This window comes from Deminuibacter soli (assembly GCF_003412455.1).
Taxonomy (GTDB): Bacteria; Bacteroidota; Bacteroidia; order Chitinophagales; family Chitinophagaceae; genus Deminuibacter; species Deminuibacter soli.
This window is the reverse complement of record NZ_QTJU01000002.1, coordinates 692467-716820: the sequence shown is the minus strand read 5'-3', so window position 1 is coordinate 716820 and position 24354 is coordinate 692467. Positions and strand designations below refer to the sequence as shown.

At 47.8% G+C, this 24354-nt stretch carries 22 protein-coding genes and 1 other RNA gene; 3 read left to right on the top strand and 20 right to left on the bottom strand.

Going from position 1 to position 24354, the window contains the following annotated elements; all coding sequences use genetic code 11:
- Position 1 precedes the first annotated feature (1 nt).
- The 14 genes from trpA to hisG form a co-directional block, all read right to left on the bottom strand.
- Complete coding sequence (gene trpA, locus DXN05_RS09520) at positions 2-775, bottom strand: tryptophan synthase subunit alpha (RefSeq protein ID WP_116846979.1); 774 nt, start codon at positions 773-775, stop codon at positions 2-4.
- Positions 772-1254 carry a GNAT family N-acetyltransferase gene (locus DXN05_RS09515; protein WP_116846978.1) on the bottom strand — a complete coding sequence of 161 codons (483 nt, stop codon included), beginning with the start codon at positions 1252-1254 and terminating at the stop codon, positions 772-774. The genes trpA and DXN05_RS09515 overlap by 4 nt, the downstream gene beginning before the upstream one ends.
- A gap of 6 nt (positions 1255-1260) precedes the next feature.
- Complete coding sequence (trpB, locus tag DXN05_RS09510) at positions 1261-2457, bottom strand: tryptophan synthase subunit beta (protein ID WP_116847159.1); 1197 nt, start codon at positions 2455-2457, stop codon at positions 1261-1263.
- Between the two features lie 54 nt (positions 2458-2511).
- Entirely contained in the window at positions 2512-3147 is a 636-nt protein-coding gene (locus tag DXN05_RS09505; protein WP_116846977.1) for a phosphoribosylanthranilate isomerase, read from the bottom strand.
- Positions 3144-3932 (bottom strand): indole-3-glycerol phosphate synthase TrpC, encoded by a 789-nt coding sequence (gene trpC / locus DXN05_RS09500; protein ID WP_116846976.1) that lies wholly within the window; start codon positions 3930-3932, stop codon positions 3144-3146. Before trpC ends, DXN05_RS09505 begins: the two co-directional genes overlap by 4 nt.
- Positions 3932-4924, bottom strand: coding sequence for an anthranilate phosphoribosyltransferase (trpD, locus tag DXN05_RS09495; protein WP_116846975.1), 993 nt, complete (start codon positions 4922-4924; stop codon positions 3932-3934). The genes trpC and trpD overlap by 1 nt, the downstream gene beginning before the upstream one ends.
- 39 nt (positions 4925-4963) lie before the next feature.
- A complete protein-coding gene (locus DXN05_RS09490) occupies positions 4964-5533 on the bottom strand; it encodes an anthranilate synthase component II (protein WP_116846974.1) in 570 nt (189 codons plus the stop codon).
- 33 nt (positions 5534-5566) lie between these two features.
- Positions 5567-6979 (bottom strand): anthranilate synthase component I family protein, encoded by a 1413-nt coding sequence (locus DXN05_RS09485; RefSeq protein WP_116846973.1) that lies wholly within the window; start codon positions 6977-6979, stop codon positions 5567-5569.
- Between the two features lie 297 nt (positions 6980-7276).
- On the bottom strand, positions 7277-8413 hold the full coding sequence (gene hisB / locus DXN05_RS09475; RefSeq protein WP_116846971.1) for a bifunctional histidinol-phosphatase/imidazoleglycerol-phosphate dehydratase HisB: 1137 nt from the start codon (positions 8411-8413) through the stop codon (positions 7277-7279).
- A 112-nt stretch (positions 8414-8525) separates the two neighbouring features.
- Positions 8526-8936 (bottom strand): c-type cytochrome, encoded by a 411-nt coding sequence (locus DXN05_RS09470; RefSeq protein ID WP_116846970.1) that lies wholly within the window; start codon positions 8934-8936, stop codon positions 8526-8528.
- 15 nt (positions 8937-8951) lie between these two features.
- Positions 8952-10250, bottom strand: coding sequence for a PQQ-dependent sugar dehydrogenase (locus DXN05_RS09465; protein ID WP_116846969.1), 1299 nt, complete (start codon positions 10248-10250; stop codon positions 8952-8954).
- 58 nt (positions 10251-10308) lie between these two features.
- Entirely contained in the window at positions 10309-11367 is a 1059-nt protein-coding gene (gene hisC / locus DXN05_RS09460; RefSeq protein ID WP_116846968.1) for a histidinol-phosphate transaminase, read from the bottom strand.
- A 116-nt stretch (positions 11368-11483) separates the two neighbouring features.
- Complete coding sequence (gene hisD, locus DXN05_RS09455; RefSeq protein WP_116846967.1) at positions 11484-12764, bottom strand: histidinol dehydrogenase; 1281 nt, start codon at positions 12762-12764, stop codon at positions 11484-11486.
- A 57-nt stretch (positions 12765-12821) separates the two neighbouring features.
- The gene (gene hisG / locus DXN05_RS09450; RefSeq protein WP_211330006.1) at positions 12822-13676 is read right to left on the bottom strand and encodes an ATP phosphoribosyltransferase; all 855 of its coding nucleotides are present in this window, start codon (positions 13674-13676) and stop codon (positions 12822-12824) included.
- A gap of 416 nt (positions 13677-14092) precedes the next feature.
- On the opposite strand from hisG, the gene DXN05_RS09445 reads away from it, so the two are divergent.
- Entirely contained in the window at positions 14093-15892 is a 1800-nt protein-coding gene (locus DXN05_RS09445; protein WP_245975171.1) for a BamA/TamA family outer membrane protein, read from the top strand.
- A gap of 295 nt (positions 15893-16187) precedes the next feature.
- Here the strand turns inward: DXN05_RS09445 and DXN05_RS09440 are convergent, their stop codons facing one another.
- On the bottom strand, positions 16188-17537 hold the full coding sequence (locus DXN05_RS09440; protein WP_245975170.1) for a GH1 family beta-glucosidase: 1350 nt from the start codon (positions 17535-17537) through the stop codon (positions 16188-16190).
- Positions 17538-17585: 48 nt separating this feature from the next.
- A complete protein-coding gene (locus DXN05_RS09435; RefSeq protein WP_116846963.1) occupies positions 17586-18845 on the bottom strand; it encodes a peroxiredoxin family protein in 1260 nt (419 codons plus the stop codon).
- A gap of 136 nt (positions 18846-18981) precedes the next feature.
- Between DXN05_RS09435 and DXN05_RS09430 the strand changes: the two genes are divergently transcribed.
- The gene (locus tag DXN05_RS09430; RefSeq protein WP_116846962.1) at positions 18982-19737 is read left to right on the top strand and encodes a porin family protein; all 756 of its coding nucleotides are present in this window, start codon (positions 18982-18984) and stop codon (positions 19735-19737) included.
- 169 nt (positions 19738-19906) lie between these two features.
- Positions 19907-20311 (top strand): hypothetical protein, encoded by a 405-nt coding sequence (locus DXN05_RS09425; RefSeq protein WP_116846961.1) that lies wholly within the window; start codon positions 19907-19909, stop codon positions 20309-20311.
- A 264-nt stretch (positions 20312-20575) separates the two neighbouring features.
- Here DXN05_RS09425 and fsa read toward each other — a convergent pair whose 3' ends face one another.
- The 4 genes from fsa to DXN05_RS09405 all read right to left on the bottom strand — a co-directional run bounded on the left by fsa (position 20576) and on the right by DXN05_RS09405 (position 24294).
- Positions 20576-21229, bottom strand: coding sequence for a fructose-6-phosphate aldolase (fsa, locus tag DXN05_RS09420; RefSeq protein WP_116846960.1), 654 nt, complete (start codon positions 21227-21229; stop codon positions 20576-20578).
- Between the two features lie 94 nt (positions 21230-21323).
- Positions 21324-21421: signal recognition particle sRNA small type (ffs, locus tag DXN05_RS09415), an RNA gene on the bottom strand.
- A 308-nt stretch (positions 21422-21729) separates the two neighbouring features.
- On the bottom strand, positions 21730-23001 hold the full coding sequence (locus DXN05_RS09410) for a type IX secretion system plug protein (RefSeq protein WP_116846959.1): 1272 nt from the start codon (positions 22999-23001) through the stop codon (positions 21730-21732).
- 60 nt (positions 23002-23061) lie between these two features.
- The gene (locus DXN05_RS09405) at positions 23062-24294 is read right to left on the bottom strand and encodes an ABC transporter permease (protein WP_116846958.1); all 1233 of its coding nucleotides are present in this window, start codon (positions 24292-24294) and stop codon (positions 23062-23064) included.
- Positions 24295-24354 lie beyond the last annotated feature (60 nt).

Sequence of the window (24354 nt, the reverse complement as noted above, 5' to 3'; positions counted from 1 at the left end):
TTTAGCCGAGAATGGCTCCCAGGAATTGTTTGGTGGCGCCGCTCACATCACCTGCACTTTCTTCCAGTGCTTTAATGTAGGCTGTGCCGATAATGGCACCATTCGCATATTTACCGGCACTGGCAAAGGTGCTTTTGTCTTTTATACCAAAGCCCACCAGCACGGGGTTTTGCAGTTTCATTTGCTGCAAACGGTGCAGGTAGTTTTCTACAGCAGTAAAATCCTTGTCACCACCAGTGGTAGAAGAAGAGGATACTGCATACAAAAAACCGCTGCTGAGGCTGTCGAGTTTTCTCACCCTTTCTTCCGATGTTTCAGGTGTTACAAGGAAGATGAAATCAAGACCGTATTTGCGAACGATGGCACCATATTCTGTTTCAAATTCGTAAGCAGGCAAATCAGGCAATATCAGGCCATCTACGCCTACGCGCGCTGCTGCTTCGCAGAATTTCTCAAAGCCATATTGCAGGATGGGGTTCATGTAACCCATCAGCAAAACAGGCACTTTTACCGTATCGCGGAATGATTCCAGTTGCTGGAACAAAGCAGCAATGGTCATGCCATTGGCAAGTGCCTGTGTACTGCTGGCCTGTATTACCGGGCCATCGGCAAGCGGGTCGCTGTAGGGCATACCCAGTTCAATTAAATCGGCACCACTGTTCTGCAGGGCCTGCATTACTGTAAGTGTGCTGTTCAGTTCAGGGAAACCTGCTGTACAGTATACATTGAGTACCTGCTGCTGTTTACGCTGAAACAATTCTTTTATCCTGCTCATGATGCGAAATCTTTATACATGAATATTTTAATATCGTTGTCCTGTGGCATAGCTGTGAAACCCAGTCGCAGGTACAGTTCCCGTGCGCGCGTGTTAGACAGCAGCACTTCCAGCGACAGGCGTTTGCCCTGCTGCTTCGCCTGCTCCATACACTGCGTTATAACCGCAGAGCCAATGCCCTGGTTTTGGTATTGCGGTAACAGGTACAGGCTGCAGATAAACAATTCCTGCTCCCTGTTATCTATTTCAACGGTACCTGCATTGTTCCCATTGACCATAATAATGCTGGTAAGTTCAGGATGATAATTCGCTGCATGATACTGTAATTGCACCGCTTCATCCCAGCCCCATATCTTTTCCACATAACCGCGCAATACCTGTTTCTTCAGTTCGTACAGGAAGGTTGAATCACTTTCCCCTGCTGCTTGCCGTAAAGTAAATGGTGTTGCCAATGCCGGTAATTTCGTTACTGTCTCCATTAATCGTTATCCCTTTTGTTCCATGGCTTTCATATAGGTAGCCAGGTCTTTATCGCCGCGACCGCTCAGGCAGATCACTGCTACATCATCAGCTTTCAGTTTCAGTTCGTTTAATGCTGCCAGTGCATGTGATGATTCCAGTGCGGGAATAATGCCTTCCAGTTTGCACAGGTTAAAGGCTGCATCCAGTGCCTGCTGATCGGTAGCGCTGAGGAAGATGCCGCGGCCGCTTTTAAACAGGTGTGCGTGCAGGGGGCCAATACCGGGATAATCCAACCCCGCTGAAATGCTGTGTGGTTCTACCACCTGGCCATCTGCGGTTTGCATTACCAGGCTTTTGCTGCCATGTAATACACCCGGTGTGCCGAGCTGTGTAGTTGCTGCACTCATGCCGCTGCTTACACCCAAACCTGCTGCTTCTACAGCTACCAGTTTTACTTTAGGCTCGTCGAGAAAATGATAGAATGCACCGGCTGCATTGCTGCCGCCACCTACGCAGGCAATCATGTAACCGGGTAATTCGCTGCCGGTTGCTGCTTTCAACTGGCTGCGTGTTTCGGCACTGATCACGCTTTGAAAACGCGCCACCATATCGGGATAAGGATGTGGGCCAACCACGCTGCCGATAACGTAATGTGTATCGCTGGGGTTATTGATCCAGTCGCGGATGGCTTCATTGGTGGCATCTTTCAACGTTTGGCTGCCACTATTGGCAGGGCGCACAGAAGCGCCGAGCATTTTCATGCGTGCCACATTCGGGGCCTGGCGTTCAATGTCTTTTACACCCATGTACACAATGCATTCAATGCCTTTCAGGGCGCATACAGTGGCGGTTGCCACACCATGCTGACCGGCACCTGTTTCTGCAATGATGCGTTTTTTACCTAAACGCTGCGCCAGCAATACCTGGCCAATAGCGTTGTTGATCTTATGCGCACCGGTATGGTTCAGGTCTTCCCTTTTCAGGTAGATATTGGTGTTGTAAGCCTTGCTTAAACGTTCTGCCAGGAACAGTGGTGTGGGGCGACCAACATAGTCGCGCAGCAGTTGCTGAAACTCTTTCTGAAAAGAAGCTTCTTCCATTATTTCAAGGTAGCGGCTGCGCAGCTCTTCCACATTGCGGTGCAGCATTTCAGGAATATATGCACCGCCAAAACTGCCGTAATAACCCTGGGCATCCGGTTGCTGGTAAGTTGCTGTCATCTTGTTTGTATTTTGTTTGCCATGCATTGCTGGTGCAGGCAAGTGCTTTATTATTTACTGGCCAAGCCCCTGCAGAAACTGCTTTACCTTGTCCATATCTTTTATACCGGGATATTGTTCAAACTTGCTGTTGATGTCTACTGCAAACAAATCTTTTGCAACAGGGTCCTGACTAAACTCCTGTAACAGTGCAGCATCATCGGGTTGAATACCACCGCTGATAAAAAACGGTTTGCGGATATTCAGCCCCTTCAGCATGTTCCAGTTAAATTTCTTACCGGTGCCACCGTAACCGGCGCCTTCGGTATCAAACAGGAACATATCGGTTACCTCCTGGTAGTCTTTAATTTTCCATTCAATATTATCATCCTCGCTTAACCTGAAAGCTTTTACCACGGTAACATAATCAGCCAGGCGTTCGCAGTACTTGGGAGATTCGTCGCCATGCAGCTGTACCAGGTACAAACCGCAATCATCTACAATACGCAGCACTTCCTCTACCGGCGTGTTCACAAACACACCTACTTTGTTGATGTTGCCGCGTATGCGTTTAATTTCGGCGGCTGCCATGTGGCGGAACACGTATCTGGGTGACTTGTGGTAAAAAATAAACCCGGCAAAAGCCACACCCAGATCGTTCAGTTGCTGAACCTGGTCGCCCCTGGTCATACCGCATACTTTTACTCTCATTTTTTTGCTTTTAGCTGTTGTACAAAATCAGCAAAGGCAATCGAAGGATCCGGTTGTTTCATAAAATTCTCCCCAATCAAAAACCCTTTAAAGCCTGCGTTACGCAGGGTAACAATGGTATCAACACTGCTGATACCGCTTTCTGCTACTGCGGGTTTTGATGCGGGTATGGCATTGATCAACTGCAGCGAGGTATTGATATCCACTTCAAATGTTTTGAGGTTACGGTTGTTTACACCAACCATATCTACCTCATCACAAATATGCTGCAGTTCTTCTTCGTTGTGTATTTCAAGCAATACTTCCAGCTGCAGTTTTTTGGCTGCTGCTGCCAGTTGTTTTACTTCCTTTGGTGTTAAGCAGGCGGCAATGAGCAGAATTACATCTGCACCCATAGCCCTTGCTTCGGTAAGCTGGTATTCATCTACCATAAAATCCTTGCGCAGAATAGGCACCTGGTTTACACGCGCCTGCATTAAATCTTCTGCACTGCCGCCAAAGAAAGGCTCATCTGTTAACACCGACAAACCCGATGCGCCATAGGTAGCATACGCGCTGGTTACAGCCACTACATCTGCGGTTGCATTGATCATGCCTTTGGAAGGCGATTTTCTTTTAAACTCAGCAATGATCCCTGTTTTTTCAGGATCCAATAAAAAACTGCGCAAGGATAAAACAGGGCGTTTGAACAATTCACGTTTTTCCAGCTCTGCCCTGCTTACTGCGGCCTGCCTGCTTTCTACTTCCTTTTTCTTCTGTGCTACGATGGTTTCTAAGATATTCATTACTGCAGATTAACTAAGGTTTGCAATGACTGGTATGCTTTTCCGCTTTCCAGGCTTTCAACAGCTGCGTTGTAGGCATCGGTATAACTGCTGTAGTTACCGGTGCATTGCAGTGCCATGGCTGCATTGGCCAGCACCACTGCGTTCTGCGCCCAGCTGCCTTCCCCTTTGATCACGGTTTTAAATATTTTGGCTGCTTCTTCCGTTGTGTTGCCACCATAAATATCCTGTGGCGCAACAGCACGTTTACCCAGGTATTCCGGTGTTAAAATCTGTTCCCCGTGATTCGTAATAACCTTGGTATCGTTGGTAAGCGAAATTTCATCATAGCCATCCAGTCCATGGATAATGGTAAACGCCTGGCCTGTTTGCTGCAACAGGTAATTGTAAATGCGTGCCATTTCCAGGCTGTACACGCCTACCAGCTGGTAAGCAGGCGCAGCAGGATTTACCATGGGGCCCAGCATATTAAAGAATGTGCGCAGGCCCAGGTTTTTACGTATCGGCGCTACAGCTTTTAACGCAGGGTGAAACACCGGTGCATGCAGGAAACAGATATTCGCTGCTTCCAGTTCTTTCTTCAGCTGTGCTTCATCGCTTTTGAATTTATAGCCCAGCTGCTCCATTACATTCGATGCGCCGCTTACGCTGCTGGCGCCGTAGTTGCCGTGTTTGGCTACTTTCTGACCGGTGCCGGCCACAATAAAACAGGCCAGTGTAGAAATGTTGAAGGTATTTTTGCCATCACCACCTGTGCCAACTATATCAACGAGTTTGTAACCATTCAAATCAACCTTTACACTCAGTTCAAGCAGTGCATCCCTGAAGCCCTGCAGCTCTTCGATGGTAATGCTGCGCATCAGGAAAACGGTGATAAAGGCCGTAACCTCCGATTCACTGTATTGGCTGCGCGAAATGTTCACCAGTATTTCTTTCGCCTGTTCGCGGGATAAGGTTTTATATTCAAACAGGTATTGTAATATTTTTTTCATTGCCGTGCGGTTTAATAAACGTGTGGTTAAAGAAAGTGTTTACTGCTGCAGCCAGTTTTGCAGAATACGTTCCCCCTGCGGTGTTAACACGCTCTCGGGATGAAACTGCACACCTTCCACGTTGTATGTTTTATGACGCAGGCCCATTACAAAACCTTTGTCATCTTCTGCAGTAATTTCCAGTGTATCCGGGAAACCGGCTTTATCCACCACCCAGCTGTGGTAACGGCCTACTTCAATAGATGCAGGCAAATGCGCAAACAAGCCCTTACCCGGTTCTTTTACCTGTATGGGTGTTGCCACACCATGATACACGCTGCTGAGGTTGGTAAGTTTTGCACCAAATGCCTCACCAATGGCCTGGTGCCCCAGGCACACGCCCAGTATGGGTTTGCTGGCTGCATATTCTTTAATCAGCGGCAACAGCAAACCAGCTTCATCAGGTACGCCCGGACCAGGTGACAGAATGATTTTATCATAAGCCTTTACTTTTTCCAGTGGCAACTGGTCGTTACGGTACACATCCACATCCTGTTTCATGATTTTCTGAACCAGGTGCACCAGGTTATACGTAAAGGAATCGTAGTTATCGAACACTAATATTTTCATGATTTCAGCGTTTTATTTACAATGGCAGCGCCACTATAAAGTTTCAGCCAGTTCAATGGCTTTTTTAAGGGCATTGAGTTTATTGTTTACTTCCTGCAGCTCGCTTTCAGGGTTGGAAGCTGCTACCACACCTGCACCTGCCTGGTAAAACAACGTATTGTGCCTGCTCAGGAATGTGCGGATCATAATTGCGTGGTTACAGCTGCCGTCAAAGCCCATAGAGCCGATACAGCCGCCGTAATAACTGCGTGAAGTAGGTTCGTATTCATCAATCAGCTGCATGGCTTTAAACTTGGGTGCACCGCTCAGGGTACCTGCCGGGAAGGTGGTGGCCAGTAAAAAGAAAGGATTGGTTTTTGCTTTCAGCGTACCGGTTACTTCACTTACCAGGTGAATTACATGCGAGTAGTACTGCACCTGCCTGTATTGTGTTACACGCACGTCATCGCACTGGCGGCTGAGGTCGTTGCGTGCAAGATCTACCAGCATGGTGTGCTCTGCATTTTCTTTTGCATCGAGCAGTAATGCGGCGGCCAGCTGTTTGTCTTTTTCATCATTGCCTGTACGTTTAAATGTACCTGCAATGGGGTGCACCACCGCTTTATCCTCTTTAATGATGAGCTGCGATTCAGGGCTGGAACCCATTAATTTATAATCACCGTAATCGAAGAAGAATAAATAAGGAGAAGGATTGATGCTGCGCAGTGCACGGTATACATTAAACTCATCGCCGGAGAACTGCTGCTGAAAACGCCTGCTCAGCACTATCTGGAATACATCGCCGCGCAGGCAGCTCTGTATACCTTTTTTCACCATGTTGCGGTAGGTTTCGTCTTCCATATTGGAAGTTTCACCGTTCTGCGCTTTAAACGGATACGCCGGTACGTCTTTGCTTTTGATCAGCGATTCTATAACACTTGTATCGCTTTCCAGGCCAGGCACTACGTTTTCACAGATATGCATTTCATCTTTGAAATGATTGATCACAATCACGTACTGGTACAGGCGGTAACGCATTAATGGTATGGCGCCTTCGCTTTTGGCAGATTTGAGTTGCACGGTTTCAAAAAACTGTACGGCATCATAAGTGCTGTAACCAAACAAACCCTGTGCAACACGGATGGCTTTTTCTGTGGCAGGTTCCACTTCAAAGCTGCCCATGAAATCCCATATTAAACCCGGTATATCCTGCCTGTTGGCGATAGGGTGTTTCTCCGGTTTCTGACCGGGATACTTACATTCTACTGAGGTAAAATCGGTGATCTCAATACCGCCGATAGCGTTAATGCCGATAATGGAGTAACTGTTTTCGGCAACATGGTAATCGGTGCTTTCCAGCAAAATGGTGTCGCGGAAGCGGTCGCGGAGCCTGAGGTAAATACCCACCGGCGTGTACACATCGGACAAAATTTTCTTGTACCGGGTTTGAATAGCGATTTTTTTCATATTCTATTTTCTGGCAGTAAACTACTTTTTTAATGAATGCTGGCCTTTTCGTTGCCAGGGTTCGTTGTTATGCTGCAGACATAAACAAAAAGCCCCGACACGTGTGTCGAGGCTCATGAATATTGTTCAGTACTGGCAATGCCACTACAAGCCCCGACCGGAGTTTGTATGCCACCACCAATGAATATTTAAAATAATTGTTTTCATTACGCTGCAAATATGGTCGACAATTTTCAGAAAACAAAATATTTTTTGCCTTCCTGCCGCTCATTTCCATTGTTTTAACAGCAATCTCCATTACAGTACCCCTTTGGTGCTGGGCAGGTAATTGCTTAAGGGATCGCGTTTTACGGCCATTCGTATCGCTTTTGCAAAGGCTTTGAAGATGGCCTCAATTTTATGGTGCTCATTCTCGCCCCTGCATTCTATGTTGAGGTTACAACGGGCTGCATCGCTGAACGATTTAAAGAAATGAAAGAACATTTCCGTAGGCATCTCCCCTATCTTTTCGCGTTTAAATTCCGCATTCCACACCAGCCAGTTGCGGCCGCCGAAATCAATCAGCACACGTGCATCGGCTTCATCCATGGGTAAGGCAAACCCGTAGCGCTCCATGCCACGTTTATCGGCCAGGGCCATGGCAAAGGCTTCGCCCAATGCGATGCCGGTATCTTCAATGGTATGGTGTTCATCAATATGGAGATCACCTTTGGTGGTAATCTTCAGATCCATTTTGCCATGACGGGCAATCTGGTCAAGCATATGGTCAAAAAAGCCAAGCCCTGTGTGTATTTCGGCCTTGCCGCTGCCATCAATGTTGAGGTCAACCGATATTTTTGTTTCACTGGTATTGCGTTCGTGGTGAACGGTACGCAGGTTCAGTTTCAGAAATTCATAGATCTGCTGCCATTCCGTGGTTTCAAGCGCTACCACTTCCTGCAATGCAGCACCATCTTTTACTTCTGTTGCACCAAGGGCCGCATCGTTGTTGAGCCAAATGGCTTTACAGCCCAGGTTTTTGGCCAGCTGCACATCGGTAATGCGGTCGCCTATTACAAAGGAGCCGGCGATATCGTAGGCTTCGTTATCCAGAAATGAAGTGAGCATGCCTGTAGCAGGCTTGCGGGTAGGCAGGTGTTCGCTGGCAAAACTTCTGTCGAAATGTTCGCTCGCAAAATGAATACCTTCTGATTCGAGTGTTTGCATGATAAAGTTCTGCACCGGCCAGAACGTATCTTCCGGGAAGCTTGCCGTACCCAATCCATCCTGGTTACTTACCATCACCAGTTCATACTCCATTTCAGCCGCTATGCGCGACAGGTAACGGAGTACGTGGGGGTAAAAGGCCAGTTTTTCAAAGCTGTCTATCTGGTATGTTGGTGGCACTTCCCTGATAATGGTTCCGTCACGGTCAATAAAAAGAACTCTTTTCATGCTTGGTCTTATTGCTGTTTTTATAGAAACTGAAAGGGCACCGGTTAACACATGTCCGTAACACGGTGAACGCTGTGCAACCCGGTGCCCGTTGGTTAAAAATTCATGAACGTTATTTTGTTTTTGCGCGTATGGCTTTTACTTCCGCCGCTGTAACTGCAGACGCCTTGTTGCCGAAATTGCTGCGCACAAAGGTTAGTACATCCGCAATCTCCTGGTCTTTCAGAAAATTATGCGGCGCCATATTGTTCGAGTAATATTCATCATCAATCGGTACTGATGACTGCATGCCTTTCAGTACCACCTGCACCAGCGCAGTTTTATCGCCCAGCACATACGATGTTTGTGTGAGCGGCGGGTTCAGGTGCGGTACACCGGTACCATCTACCTGGTGGCATGCGAGGCAATACTGTTCGTATATCTTTTTTCCTCTTTCTGCTGATGCCTTTGCGGGTTGTGCCTGTGCCCACAGGTATAATCCCGTAGCACATAACAGCAGTGAGGTAATGATCTTTTTCTTCATAACTGAATTCCTTGCTTATTTACCATTGTACATGATCCTGTAAACAGCTCCTTTTACATCGTCTGTTACATACAGTGATCCATCAGGGCCTTGTGCCAGTCCGCAGGGACGGTGTTTGGCCTGACCAGGGCTCTGGATATTATCCACGCCTGCAAATTCATCTGCAAATATTTCCCAGTCACCGCTGGGCTTGCCATTGTTAAAAGGTACAAACACTACAAAGTAGCCTTTCTGTCCTTTCTGCCTGTTCCATGAGCCGTGGAAGGCGATAAATGCACCGTTTTTGTAACGTGCAGGAAACTGGCTGCCTGTGTAAAACAACAGTCCGTTGGGCGCCATATGCGCAGGGAATGCAACAACAGGATCAATGGCTTTTTCGCCGCCTGTTTTTACACCATCGCCGCCGTATTCTGGGGCCAGCATTTTCTTTTTCTGGATGCCGTCATAGTACATATATGGCCAGCCTGCGTTGTCGCCTTTTTTCAGGGCGTACATGCATTCCGCAGGCAGTTCGTTGCCCTGCTGCAGGTTGTAAAACTCAGGGAACATATCAAACAAGCCGTCACGGCCATGCTGCATTACAAACAGCTGGTTCTGATCCTGGTTCCAGTCGAGCCCCACCACATTGCGCAAGCCGGTGGCGTAGCGATCACCATCGCCATAGGTTTGATCCGGTTTATCGGCTTTAAACTGCCAGATGCCACCGGCTGAATCCAGTATGGGGCAAGGCATGCGGCCTTTTGAACCGTTCTTCCTGTCCTGCTCCTGGCAGGAGTTGGAGAAGGCGCCGATGTTCACATAAATATTGCCTGCATTGTCGAATGTAATGCTCTTTGATTCGTGCTGGTGACGATTGAGCAAACCATACACAATTCTTTGAGGTGCTGCTGTATCTATTACCTGGTGTTTATCATCCAGTTTGTAGCGGAAAATCGCTTCATCTGATGAGGCATACAGGTAGCCATCATGTATACCGATGCCGGTGCCGCGGTAAGTGCCGAATGTGGTAATTTTATCAGCCTTGCCGTCGCCATTGCTGTCGTGCAGCAGGGTAATGGCTTTGCCGGGTTTAGGCGTTTGCATTTTTACGTAAATATCGCCTTCGGGTGTAACCACCAGGTGGCGAGCGCCGCCAATGCTGTCGGCCACTTTTAAGGCCGAAAAACCGGCAGGCAGTTTTAAACCGGCGTTATCAGCGTCAGGCGCTGGCAGTGCGGCGCGAACATAGGTGCTATCACGCGGACCTGCCCAGCTTTCCAGGGTAAGCAGCGCTAATACAGACCATAATCCAAAACGGATCAGCTTCTTTTTCATATGAATATTTTTATTCGATGTTTTAAAATTAAGCAATCTGGTTATCCCGCAAACTGCTTTATTTTTTTAGCAACAGCCAATCCTGAAGGGCATCAACCAGCAAAGTGTTCTCTTTTTCGGTGCCAACAGTAATACGCAGGCAATCTTCGCAGAGTTTCACATTGCTCCTGTCGCGCACGATAATGCCTTTGGTAAGCAGAAATTCATATACTTCATGGGCCCGGTCTATCTTAACCAGCAAAAAATTCGCGTCAGACGGGTATACTTTGCGTACGGTAGGTATCCGTTGAAACACTTCGGTAAGGGCATTGCGCATGTCTACAATTTCCCTGATCATATCATTTACCTGTCCTACTTCTTCAAGGGCTTTCAGGGCAAGATCCTGTGTACACTGGTTGATATTGTACGGCGGCTTCACCTTGTTCATCACCGCGATGATATTAGCGGCGGCAAACGCCATTCCCAAACGCAGACCCGCGAGGCCCCAGGCCTTGCTGAATGTTTGCATCACCACCAGGTTGGGATATTCAGTAAGCTCCTGTACAAATGATTTGTGCCTGGAGAAATTGATGTATGCTTCATCAATTACCACAATTCCATTGAAATTGTTCAGCACGGTTTCTATATCCTGCCGGTTTAAGGCGTTTCCTGTAGGATTATTCGGTGAACAGATCCAGATGAGCTTGGTATTGGCATCCACGAGGTTTTCGAGATGTACCAGGTCTAACTGAAAATCTTCCAGCAGCGGCGCCCTGCGCACTTCCACATCGTTGATGTTGGCGCTTACCTCGTACATGCCGTACGTGGGCGGACAGATAATTATATTGTCCTTTCCCGGGTTGCAGAAACAACGGTACAGCACATCAATACACTCATCACTGCCATGCCCCATAAAAATATGTTCGGCAGCAATGCCTTTTACCTTACTCACCGCTTCTTTCAGCTGGTACTGGTGCGGATCAGGATAACGGTTGTACCATTTAGACAAAGGCGAGCCAAGACTGTTTTCATTGGCATCAAGCGGTACCAGCGCCACACCGGTGTATTCATCACGTGCGGTAGAATAAGGCACCAGCTTACGAACATTAGGGCGAAGGATAGTATCTAAGTCGAACATATAAACGTGTTAAGAACATTAGTGAATAGTGAATAGTCAATAGTGAATGAAGAAACGGCAAACAGAACAATGCAGCAATCAAACCATTCAACTATCAAACCATTGTTTTGACATTTTCAAATTTTGCTCAGTCTGACCTTGACTGCATTTGCGTGCGCATCAAGACCTTCTGCTTCGGCCATGGCGATAACGGTGTTGCCTATTTGCAGCAAACCTTGCTGCGTGAGCTTCTGGTAGGTAATTTTCTTTACAAAGCTGTCAACGCTAACACCGCTGTAGGCTTTGGCAAAACCATTGGTGGGCAGTGTGTGGTTGGTACCGCTGGCGTAGTCACCTGCACTTTCGGGTGAATAGTTACCCAGGAAAACAGAGCCTGCATTCATGATGCGTTGCGCGAGCGCCTCATCGTCTTTACAGGCAATGATGAGGTGCTCTGCGGCATAGGCATTACACAAATCAATGGCTTCCTCCATTTGCTGTACCAGTACCAGTTTGCTGTTGGCCAAAGCATTGGCTGCAAGGTCTCTGCGTGGCAGTTTGCTCAACTGCTCATCCAGTGCCTGCTGTACTTTGGCAATCAGCGGCTCGCTGGTTGTTACCAGCCATACCTGGCTGTCGTTGCCATGTTCGGCCTGTGAAAGCAGATCGGCTGCAATAAAGGCTGCATCTGCAGTATCATCGGCCAGCACACATACTTCACTGGGACCTGCGGGCATATCAATGGCTATGCCCTCCTGCTGTATCAATTGTTTGGCGCAGGTAACATACTGGTTACCCGGGCCGAATATTTTATATGCCTGCGGAATACTTTCTGTACCATAAGCCATGGCTGCGATGGCCTGCACACCACCGGTTTTCGCAATGCAGGTAATGCCTACCAGCTGTGCTGCATATACAATGGCAGGATGCAGCTTACCATCTTTACCCGGAGGCGTACAAAGCACCACTTCTTTGCAACCTGCTATCTGTGCTGGAATGCCCAGCATCAAAATGGTAGAAAACAAAGGTGCGGTACCGCCGGGAATGTACAAACCTACTTTTTCAATGCCCACACTTTTGCGCCAGCATTGTACGCCGGGCATGGTTTCAATTACTTCAACCGCTGCGGTTTGTTTGTTGTGAAAGCGGCGGATATTGGTTGCCGCCGTTTCAATAGCCTGTTTCAGCTGTTCGGGAACAGCGGCAATGGCAGCCGCAATTTCACCGGGCTGCAGCAGCAGGTTATCGAGCGTAACGCCATCAAAACGGCTGGTGTAGCGCTTTACGGCTTCATCACCATTGGCGCGTACATCGGCCAGGATGTCTTTAACTGTTTGCTGCAACTGCGTGGTATCCATTACAGGCCTTTGCACCAGTGCAGGCCAGGTATTGCGCGAGGGAAAGCGGACGATGTTCATGTTGAACCGGTTTAACAAAGCTCCTGCGCTGCGCAACAACCGCAGCGCAGGATTTTATCAGATAATCATTTTTTCTATGGGCACTACCAGTATGCCTTGCGCACCGGCAGCTTTCAGTTTCTCGATAATATCCCAGAACTGTGTTTCACTCAGCACGCTGTGCACGCTGCTCCAGCCGGCTTCTGCAAGCGGCAGAACAGTAGGGCTTTTCATACCCGGCAGCAGGGAGATAATTTCATCCAGCTTGTCGTTGGGCGCATTCAGCAGCACATATTTATTGTTCTTGGCCTTTTTTACGGATTGTATGCGGAACAGCAGTTTGTCGAGTATTGCCTGCTGTTCGGGAGAAAGCTGCTCATTTTTCACCAGTACAGCCTGCGATTGCAGGATGGGCTCTACTTCCTGCAAGCCATTCATAAACAGGGTTGAACCGCTGCTTACCAGGTCGCAGATGGCATCTGCCAAACCAATGCCGGGGGCTATTTCCACGCTGCCGCTGATTTCGTGTATTTCGGCTGTGATATTATTGGCTTTCAGGAAATCTTCTACCAGCACAGGATAGCTGGTGGCAATTCTTTTGCCCTGCAGAAACGCAGCGCTGGTGTAGTTTTCTCCTTTTGAGATGGCGATGGAGAGGCGGCACTTGCCAAAACCCAGCTTTTCAACAACATCAATCTTCTTTTTCTTTTCGTACACTACGTTCTCACCCACAAAACCGATGTCTGCTACAGCATCTTCCACATATTGCGGAATATCGTCATCCCTGAGGAAAAACACCTCGAGCGGGAAATTGCTGGCTTCGCTTTTAAGCTTGTTTACCCCGTTGCTGATATCAATACCGCATTCTTTAAGCAAACGCATGGAATCGTCGTGTAAACGGCCTGATTTCTGGATTGCAAGTCGTAGCTTCATGTTGCTGATTTAACCTGTTTAAATAAAAAAGGGCCTACCTATGCGGTAAGCCCTGTCAATGTTTTATGTTAAAGTATGCATAACACAACACCGGCCTACCCGTTGGGTAAGAAATGATGGTGGTGATGGATATGCATAGAAATTTTCATGCAGCAAAAATAAAGGAAAAAGTTTCCCGGCAAAATTTCTTTTGGATAAAATACGTTTTAAACACAGTTCGTTATCATACCCCTGCGCTGTAACACTTGCTGCACCTTTGTTTTAGCATTATTTCAAACTTTCTGTTGTATGATTGTTATACAAATGGGCTGATATGTTTGATTTTCGCTATTTTACAATTGTTTACTCTATAAAACCTACTGGTTATCGTGCCCCATTCGCTCAAAATACTATCCGCCCTAATAGTACTTCTATGTATGGCATTGCCCCTGGATGCGCAGAAGAAGGATAGTATCATTGTGGTGCCACGAAAAAAGTCCAACATCTTGCAGGCTGCCATGAATGCCGTTACCCGCAGCCATGCCGGCGATACCGGGCAGGTGATCCTGAATACCAAGGCCGAAACACCGTTTATTCCCTACGAAGGCAAAATCATCCGCCATATTTACATCAAGCAGTTCGGGTTCGAAAAAACCTTTACCGATACTGCGCATGGCATCAAGTATTTTGGTACAAGACTGCTGAATACCTTTCACCGCAATACCCGGCAATGGGTTATCCGCAATAACCTGCTGCTGAAAGAAGGCACGGAACTGAATGCTTACCGCGCAGCCGATAACGAACGCTACCTGCGCTCACTGGGCTATATGCAGGATGCCCGTATTTTGGTGAACTACCTCCCCGGCAATCCCGATTCGGTTGACCTGGTGGTGGTTACCAAAGATGTGTTCAGTATTGGCGGTGATATCAGCGATATTGAAACCAATAAGCAAAAGTTCCGCATTACAGATGCCAACGTGCTGGGCATGGGGCAGCGCATTTCATTCGGCGCCAGGGTTGACCAGGGGCGTGCACCCGTATTTGGCTATGACCTGAGTTATGGCAAAAACAATATTGCCCATACTTTTATCAATGCCTCTTTTCAATACACCACTATTAACCGCAACCGTGGCGATGGCTCGGCCACTGAAGCCTCGTGGCAGGTGCGGTTCGACAGGCCGCTGGTATCGCAATACACGCATTTAACAGGCGGCTTTGCTTTTGGCAACAGCGAATCGCACAACCTGTATAACCGGCCCGATACACAGTTCTATCATTATCGGCTGGGGAATATTGATGCATGGCTGGGTTATAACATTGGTGTAAAGAAAATACTCGCCGATGATAAAATGAACCTGCACAAGCTGGTGAGCATACGTTATATGCAGAACGATTTTTCAGAACTGCCCTTCCAGTTCAACGGCAAGTACGATACGCGCTTCAACGATCAGCGCGCCATACTGGGGCAGCTTACTTTGTTTAAGCAGGACTTCTATAAAACCAACTACATCTATGGTTTCGGCACCACGGAAGATATGCCTTATGGTTACAGCGTATCGTTTACCGGTGGCTGGTACAAACAGGTAAACCGCCCGCGTGCCTATGCCGGTATAGATGCCAACCGCTATATTGTAAGCAGCAGCGGCGATGTGGTGCAATACTTTTTCAGGAGCAGCGCCTTCCCGCACAGTCACCGGCTTGAAGATGCCAGCCTGTTACTCGGCACCAGCATGTTCAGCCGTTTATACCTGTACAACAATGTAAAGATCCGCCAGTATGTACGATTAAGTTATACGCGCCTATTCAACCGCACTACGTTCGACCCGCTGAAGATCAACAACCCGTTCGGTCTGCGCTTTTTCCCCAGCGATTCTATTGCAGGAGACCGCAGGCTTAGCCTGCACAGCGAAACTTCTTTCTTCTTAAAATATAAATTGTTGGGATTCCAGTTTGCACCTTTTGTATACGGCGATGCATCGTTGCTTACGCCCGAGCGTACGCCCATCAAAAAATCAGACCTGTATTATGGCATCGGCGGCGGTGTAAGAACCCGCAACAACAACCTCGTGTTTAATACGTTTGAACTGCGTTTTATTTACTTCCCCCGCAGGGTTGACAATGTGCAGACTTTCAAGATAAGCATCAACTCAGACATCCGCTTCCGTTTCAACAATACCTACCTGCGCCCACCCGATATTGTGCAGTTGAATAGTGATAATGGGAATTACATTTATTAGAGCTGATAGCCTGAATACAGCTGATAGCTTTTAGCGATTAGCTTTTAGCTTTCTGAGCGGAGGGGTGTTTCTCGCGGAATGCGGAATACGTTGAATTTATTGGTGCGAAGAGCTCAGCGACATTTAACGCGCTGAACCACCGCGATGCACTCCTTTCTCTGCGAATGATCCACTCACCGACTGGTATATAAACCCCGAAGTAGATAGGTTGCCGGTGAGGACACCGGCAACGGCATCAAGGGGTGGCTTTCGCATCGATCACTCACCACTGACCACTCACCACTCACCATCCCTCTCACTTCAGGAAATCCCTGAACCAATAGCCCGAATTCTTGATCGTGCGGAGCTGTGTTTTAAAATCTACGTGTACCAGTCCAAAGCGGGCTTTGTAGCCTTCTGACCATTCAAAGTTATCCATGAGCGTCCAGGCGAAATAGCCCTTGATGTTAACGCCTTCCTGTTTGGCTTTCAGCATGGCCTGCAGGTATTCCTGGAAATAAGCAATACGGCTTTCATCATTTACGGTACCATTCACCACTTCATCTTTAAAGGCAGCACCGCTTTCGGTGATGTAGAGTTCTTTAACACCGCCATACAACCAGAACTTTTTGATGATGCGGTAAAAGCTGCCGCCATTGATTTCCCAGCCCATCGCCGTATGCGGCACCTTACGGGTAACTGCTTTTACTTCCGATGCATTTACCACCGGTATAAACGGGTTATACCGCACCACCAGCGGGAAGTAATTCTGCAGGCCGATAAAGTCGAAGTTAAAACGCATACGATCCGTGTATTTCCATGCCTTGTTGTGCAGCTCCAGCCGCTCCAGGAAACGGAAATCATCTTTGGGATATCCCCTGCCCAATGCAGGCTCAATAAACAGGCGGTTCAGCAGCACATCCATACGGTTGGCTGCCTGTACATCTTCCTCCTTGTCTGAAAAAGGAATCACTTCTGAACAGGAAAACGTAGTACCGATGTGTGCATTGGGCACCAGGTCGCGCAGAATGCGGCCGCCCTCGGCCTGGCACATCACAGCATTGTGAATGGCAGGATAAAAGTTATCGAGGCCTATACGTCCGGGTGCATGTTTACCCAGCATATACCCCAGCGAAGTAAAGCCCATCGGCTCGTTCAGCACAATCCAGTGTTTTACCTTACTGCCGTATTCTTCTGCGCAGATAGTGGCAAAACGGCTGAACCAGCGCACCATGCGGTAGCTCGTCCACCCGCCTTCTTTTTCCAGTTCGTAGGGTAAATCCCAGTGGTACAGGGTTACATACGGTTCAATGCCCAGGGCCAGGCATTCATCAATGAGGCGGTGATAATAGGCAATGCCTTCCTTGTTCACCTTGCCTGTGCCATCGGGCAATATGCGCGGCCATGCAATGGAAAAGCGGAATGCTTTAAAACCGAGCGCTTTTACCAGCAACAGGTCATCTTTATAACGATAGTAGAAATCGCAGGCGGCAGAAGGTTTGTGGCCGCCTTTTATCTTGCCCTGCCTGCGGGCAAATACATCCCATATAGAAAGGCCGCGGCCGTCAATGTTATGCGCACCTTCATTTTGCTGCGCAGCCAGGGCAACGCCCCACACAAAATCTTTCCCGAACGACTGAGCCTGTAAACGTGCTTGAAATGACAAATGCAGTGATTTGCCAGCAAACATCTGCTAATTCGCAAATATTACGCATTAAGATTTGGTTATATCTTTCTGCTCTTTCAGCAGTTCACTAATGGTAGCTTCAAACTCCTGTTTGTAATGGGTGTAGTAATCGCCTGTGCCCGGACCAAAGAAGCCGGTATCTATTTTACGCACACGACCGTTTTTATCGAGTATGATGGAAGTAGGAAATGTTTTGATGTGTGTAAACAGCGGCAGCGTTTTCTCTGTACGCAGCGTGTCTGAAACGGTAACCCCGGTAATCAGCAAAGGATAATCTACCTGGAAACGCTGCTGAAACTTACGCAGGCTGTTCTGTGAGCGCTGGAAATCGGTGCTGTACTCATACGCCAGGCCAATAATCTCCACACCGCGCTGGTGGTTTTTCTTGTACCATTCGCTTAAAAATGCGGTTTCATCCATACAGTTCGGGCACCAGGAACCCATGAGCTGCAGTATCACCACTTTGTCTTTAAACCGTGCATCAGAGAGGTTTACCTGTTTGCCGTCGATATCTGTGAAACTGAAGGCAGGCTTGTCTTCTTCCTTGTTTTTAAGATACATGGCAGCCAGGTCGGGCAGTGTGGCCGTATCGTTTTTATAGGCTGTCCATTCTTCGTGTACAACGGCACCGCTGTAAAATTTACCATCGGTAAGCTGGTGGTTGTCTTTTACAGTGGCGGTGATTAAGAAGGCATGTACGCCATCAAAAGTAGACAGCAGTAAAGAATCACCGGTAACCAGTCCGTCGAGGTAACGGTAATCGCCTGTTGGTGTTAAAATGCTGCCGGTTAAATGGCTGCCATCCTGTTTAAACACTGCAATGGCAGGCTCGCCCGCATTGCCGCGGAAACCGGAAAACTTCACGGTGTATTTGCCGTTCAGCATATGTGCAGCCTTGCCTTTCACCGGCTGAAAACGTGCCGGTTCACGGGTGCTGGCAAAAAAGGGCAGTACGGTGTTTTTGGAGGAAGAGCCTTTTGTCCATTCACCCTGCAAACTGTCTGCATTTATAATTTTTGCTTTAAAAGCCGATTCAAATACCGGCATGCTGAAAGAGATGGAATCGCTGGTAATGCGTAACGCTTTTACCTGCAGCTTTTCGGGTGAATTAATGATGGATAACTGCGGCTGGTTGTGGCTGTATTGTAACGTAAAACTGAAAACAATCTGTTTACCATCAGCGCGCTGCAGCCAGCCGCGCCAGTTGCCTTTGGTAAGTGAAGTCTGGCCTATAGATGCAGAAACAGCGAAGCAGAAAAGCGCTATCGTAAACAGTACTTTTTTCATGTATAGTTTTCTCAATTAGTCTACAAATATCATAGATTAAGTATTACTACCCAAAAAACGTGTAAATGTTTAACTTTATATACCCATTGATACTGCCCGGCAACACAGTTCTACACCACTTATAAAACTGAAACAGATGAAAAATCATTGCCTGGCAGCTGTGGCTGCCCTGGTCTGTTTGTTTTCGGCCAATGTAACAGCTCAAACCTGGCTTGGATTAAAAGCGGGTATCAGTATTCCCAATTTATCTGCCGGCTCTTCTTCCAGCCCGGTAAGCAAGGGTTACAGCTCGCGCCAGGGACCAGATGCATCGGTATTCGCCATTTTTCATGTGTCAGGGGTATTTTCCATTCAGCCCGAGATCAATTACTCCTCGCAGGGCGGTAAAAAGAACGGGGCACAGGCGCTGCCCGTAACGCCGGATGTGGCGCAAATGCTGCCACCGGGAACTTCCTATATCTATGCGCATTTTAAAAGCGAGGTTAAGATCAACTACCTCATGATTCCCATTCTCGCCAGGTTCGATTTCAAACTATCGCACAAATGGTTCTGGTATGTAGATGGCGGCCCCTTTGCCGCTTTTCTGCTAAGCGCCCATAATGTAACATCCGGCACCAGCCCCCTGTACCTCGATGAGCAACTCACACAACCGCTCCCGCTCGGGGATCAGCCGTTCGACAACAAAGAAAACATCAAATCGCAGCTGCACACGTTTAACACGGGTGTAGCCGCCAATATCGGTATTGGCTGCGGACTGGGTAAAGGCCGCCTGTTCCTGGAAGGCGGCGGCAACTATGGTTTTCTTACCATACAAAAGGGCACTGTTAACGGGGAGAACAATACGGGCGCTGCCACCATCCGCTTGGGGTACCAGCTGGCGTTGAAACATTAACCGGGGCATTTAGTGAGTAGTGAGTGGGCAGTGGTGAGTGAAGCGAGCCTGATTGATTGAAGCGGAAATTATCAGTTATCGGGTTTAACAAGGTGTATCAACTTCTGCCAAAGGCGGCTTATGCCAACAGAATGCAGTAGGTTTGTAATAACCAAACGGGTATTTACCTATGCGTCATTATGCTACACTAGTGACTTTATTTGTATTGCTGGGCACGGCCAAACAATTGCAGGCGCAGCAGGTAGACAGTATCTATTTTCATTTGTATACCGACAGTCTGAAGAAGGGCGTATACAATTACATTAATGTAGATGCCAAACTGGATAATGGCCGCTGGCTGCCATTGGGTACAAAAGAATTGATCTTTACTGCCAGCAGCGGCAAATGGGATGAGAACAACCTGATTATCGATACCAGTTTCACCGGCGAATTTGTAACGGTAACAGCCACGCTGAAACAACAGCCCACCCTCACCCGCACCACGCGCATTTATATTAAAAAATTCATTGATAATACCCCCCTGAAAACCGAACAGCAGGTGATGGAAGAAATGAAGCGGAAGAGGAAACAGTAAACGCCAGCTGCGAGCTTTTTTAAACGAAGACAACAGCGAAGAACGCGGCGAAATTTAAACCACGGAGGTCACAAAGAGGAACACAAAGAACACAAAGGGCAGTGAAAGCTGCGAGCTTGCCTAAGCGAAGAACGTAGCAAAACACAGAGTGAAAGACCATACGACTTGAACGCAGGAACATTTAAACCGGCGATAGCCATGGAACCAAAAAAATAAGCCCCTCACGCGAGGGGCTTATTTTTTTGTATGACCACAACAAAGTGATTAAGCGAATTTCTTGGCGTCTTCCAGGAATTTAGCCAAACCGATGTCGGTTAAAGGATGTTTCAGCAAACCGAGGATTGGTTCGAGCGGACAGGTACAAACATCTGCACCGGCCTGCGCACACTCAATGATATGGTTTGAAGTACGGATAGACGCAGCAAGGATCTGTGTTTCAAAACCCTGGATAGAATAGATTTCAGCAATCTGAGAGATCAGCTGAACACCATCCCAACCGCTGTCGTCGATACGGCCGATAAATGGAGATACATATTTGGCACCTGCTTTGGCAGCCAGGATAGCCTGACCAGCAGAGAATACCAGTGTACAGTTGGTAGCGATACCATTGTCGGTAAACCATTTGATGGCTTTAACACCTTCTTTAATCATCGGAACTTTCACGATGATGTTCGGGTGAATTGCCGCCAGTTTTTTACCTTCTTCGATTATTTCGTTGAAAGTAGTAGATACCACTTCGGCACTGATATCACCGTCAACAATTTCGCAGATAGTTTTATAATGATTCACAACAGCATCGTGGCCTTTGATACCCTCTTTTGCCATTAATGAAGGATTGGTAGTTACGCCGTCGAGGATACCCAGGTCATTTGCTTCTTTGATTTGAGCTAAATTAGCCGTGTCGATAAAGAATTTCATACGTTATGATGATTTATGCCCCTTGCCCCGAAGGGGCGTTTGAAAAGATCATTTGGAAAGATACCACTCCCTGTAGGCGAAGGAGAAAAGAAAAAAAAGGCAGGCTGATTACATCGCACCGCTCAACCACCTACCCTTGCTATCTTCCGATCCTGGGGGATTCAGCAGGAGCTGGTCGTGTAAGACCTGCCGGTTGCAAAAGTAGGGTAATGCATTTCAACTACCAAAATAAAAATCATTGAATATCACGTAATGCGCTGTGAATCTACGCACAAGCAGCATGCAGCAAAGAAAATGAGGGAAATGTACAAAGCCAGTGAATAGTGAATAAATTTTAGTGAGTGGGCAGTGGTGAGTGGTGAGTGATCGAATCGCAAAACGCAAAGCAGCAAAACAACCAGAAGCAAAACAGGTACAGTGCCCCGCCCGCTCACCCAAAAACCTCCGCTCAGATAGTCTCGATGTGTCGCCTCTCGATTCTCGATGCCTTCTCCTCCCCCCTAGAACGTCCTGTTCAGCCGGCTGTTTACGGTGGTGATGCCTACCAGCTCGTCGTAGCGGTTGCTGAGTGAGCGGTAGTATACGAGGATGGTGTAGTTGTTTTCGGTTTCGTAGTAGTTGCCTTCTGTCAGGGAGAAATCGGGCGCTGTGGGACTGATGGCATTGCCCATCGTGGCATAGGCGTAGGAGTAATAGCCCTGCTTCAGCAGCATTGTTTTTTCGTAGATGCCTTTCTCTGCATTGTAGGCGAGTTTGGCGGAATCGTTGAGTACATAACCGTTAAACTGGCCGGTGATGTAAATGTCTTTGCCGGGTATGGGCTGGTGGTTCAGCGGTACAAACACGAAATGTACATTGCCATAGTCGCCCTGCGTCCAGCCGTTGATTTGTTCGGTGGAGCCTATTTGATAGAAGCCGTTTAAATCCTGGTAGTAGAGGTAGCGCACCTGCGTGCGTTCGCCGTCGGGTTTCATGTATACATCAAAGGGTGTGGCGCGCATGTTGATGTCGGCAATACGCTCGCTCTGGAAACGGAAGCTGCGCAAATCAATCCAGCGGTATTCCTTGCCTGCGGGGAAAATAAAATCACGCTCACCGTTGTACTCATAATCATCGTTGCGCATAAACACAGGCTGTTTGCCGGTAATGGCATTGTCCCAGCGGTAGTTCTGCAATACCACTACTTTCAGCTGGTCGGGATTGAGGATATTGAGCTTGGATTTATTAAGACTGAACTGGATTTTATGCGAGGTGCGCTGCAGGTTAAAATCAAAAGGCAGTTGTATCTGCGCAGCGATGTCCACCCTGTTGTCGGCCACCAGCATGCGGCTGCAAAAAGCAAGCTGGCTGGTATCGCCGTTGAGAAATACTTTCACCAGGTAGTTGCCGCTTTTGTTGGGAATGCAATTGCGCTCGGGCAGACTTACCTGGTAATGAATATACCGTGTTGTGGCTATGGAAGATGCGGTGTATTGTGTAATGCGGTTTTGTGTAAAGCCCTGCAGGTAGTCGAACGGACTGAGGTCAACCGGCGTCCAGTCTGCATTGCAGAGCTGAAAAGTATAGCTGTAGTTTTTTACGTACGCATCCAGATCATCAAAATGCAGTTCGAGCGAATAGGTAGAACCGAGTGTGATAACCGGGTAGCTGGCCTGGCTGCCGTTTAAGAACAGTTTAACGCCGTTGATATTCGGCATATAAATTTTATCTGGCTGCTGGGCGTGCAGCAGTGAATGGGGCAGCAACAACAAACAGGCAAACAGGTAGCGCATGCGTGAAATTTGACTTAAACGTACGAAAAAACCATTTAACAATCCATTCATTCAACCATCCTAACTGAATTGGATGGCCTTTACCGGTTTCACTGTTTTAATGATAAAGGTGGGAATGATCAGCGCAATTAAACACACCCCCATGGTGGCCACACATACCAGCACCACCTGCCACCAGATAATCTGCACCGGTGCTGATGATACATAGTACGCACTCTGATCGAGTTTGATAAAATGTGTGTATTGCTCCAGCAGGCAAAAACCGAGGCCCAGCACCAGTCCTATGGCAATGCCAATACCACTGATGATGGAAGAATGGTAGAGAAATATTTTCTGGATACTCCAGTCAGGCGTACCGATGGCTTTCAGAATACCGATCATGCGGGTGCGTTCGAGTACCAGTATCAGCAGGCAGGTAATGAGGTTGATGATGGCTACCACCGACATGATGGTGAATATCACATTGCGGTTTACATCCTGTATGTTCAGCCAGTCGAATATGTACGGGTACACCTCTTTGGTGCTGCGGCTTACCCATTCATCGGGCAGTTTATCGTACAGGGTATTGCTGATGGTGTCTATATCGCGGTAATTGTTAAGGAACAGTTCGTACCCCCCTATTTCATTGTTCTGCCAGTTATTGATGCGGCGCAGCAGTCGTATATCACCAATGGCAAACAGGTTGTCAAACTCTTCTATGCCGGTAGCATATATGCCGCATACCTGCATTTTGCGGTAACTGCTTTTGCCGTCTGCCGGAGAAATGAAGTATAAGCTTACCGTATCGTTGAGGTGAATATTGAGCTCATTGGCTACCGGGCGCGACAGTACTATTTCGCGGCTGTACAATGTATCGGCAAAGTTGATCCAGCGGCCTGAATCGAGAAAGGGTTTCAGGTTATTAAAGTCGTAGTTTTTTTCCACGCCTTTAAACAGCACGCCTTCTATCTCCTTGTTTTTATCCACCACAGCCCATTTCGTGGCAAATGCCTGCACCTGGCGGATACCTTTTTTTTCTTTCAGCAGGGTAACCACTGCATCATTTTTTTGCAGGGGTGCTTCTTCGGCAACAATGGCCTTGCTGGGCTCGTACTGCTGCACGCGGATATGCCCCCAGAAGCTGAACACCTTTTCACTCACCGCGCTCTGAAAGCCGTTTACAAAGGCCAGTGTTACAATCATGGCAGCCACACTCAGCGCCGTAGCAGTAATGGCCAGGCGTATAATAAACCGGGAAAAAGAGCGCTGCCTGTTAAAGGCTACCCGTTGCGCTATAAAGGCGGCGAGGTTCATATATAATTTGAAAGTGTGGCAATTTGAAAATTTGAAAAATAAGAAAACCAATACAAAGAC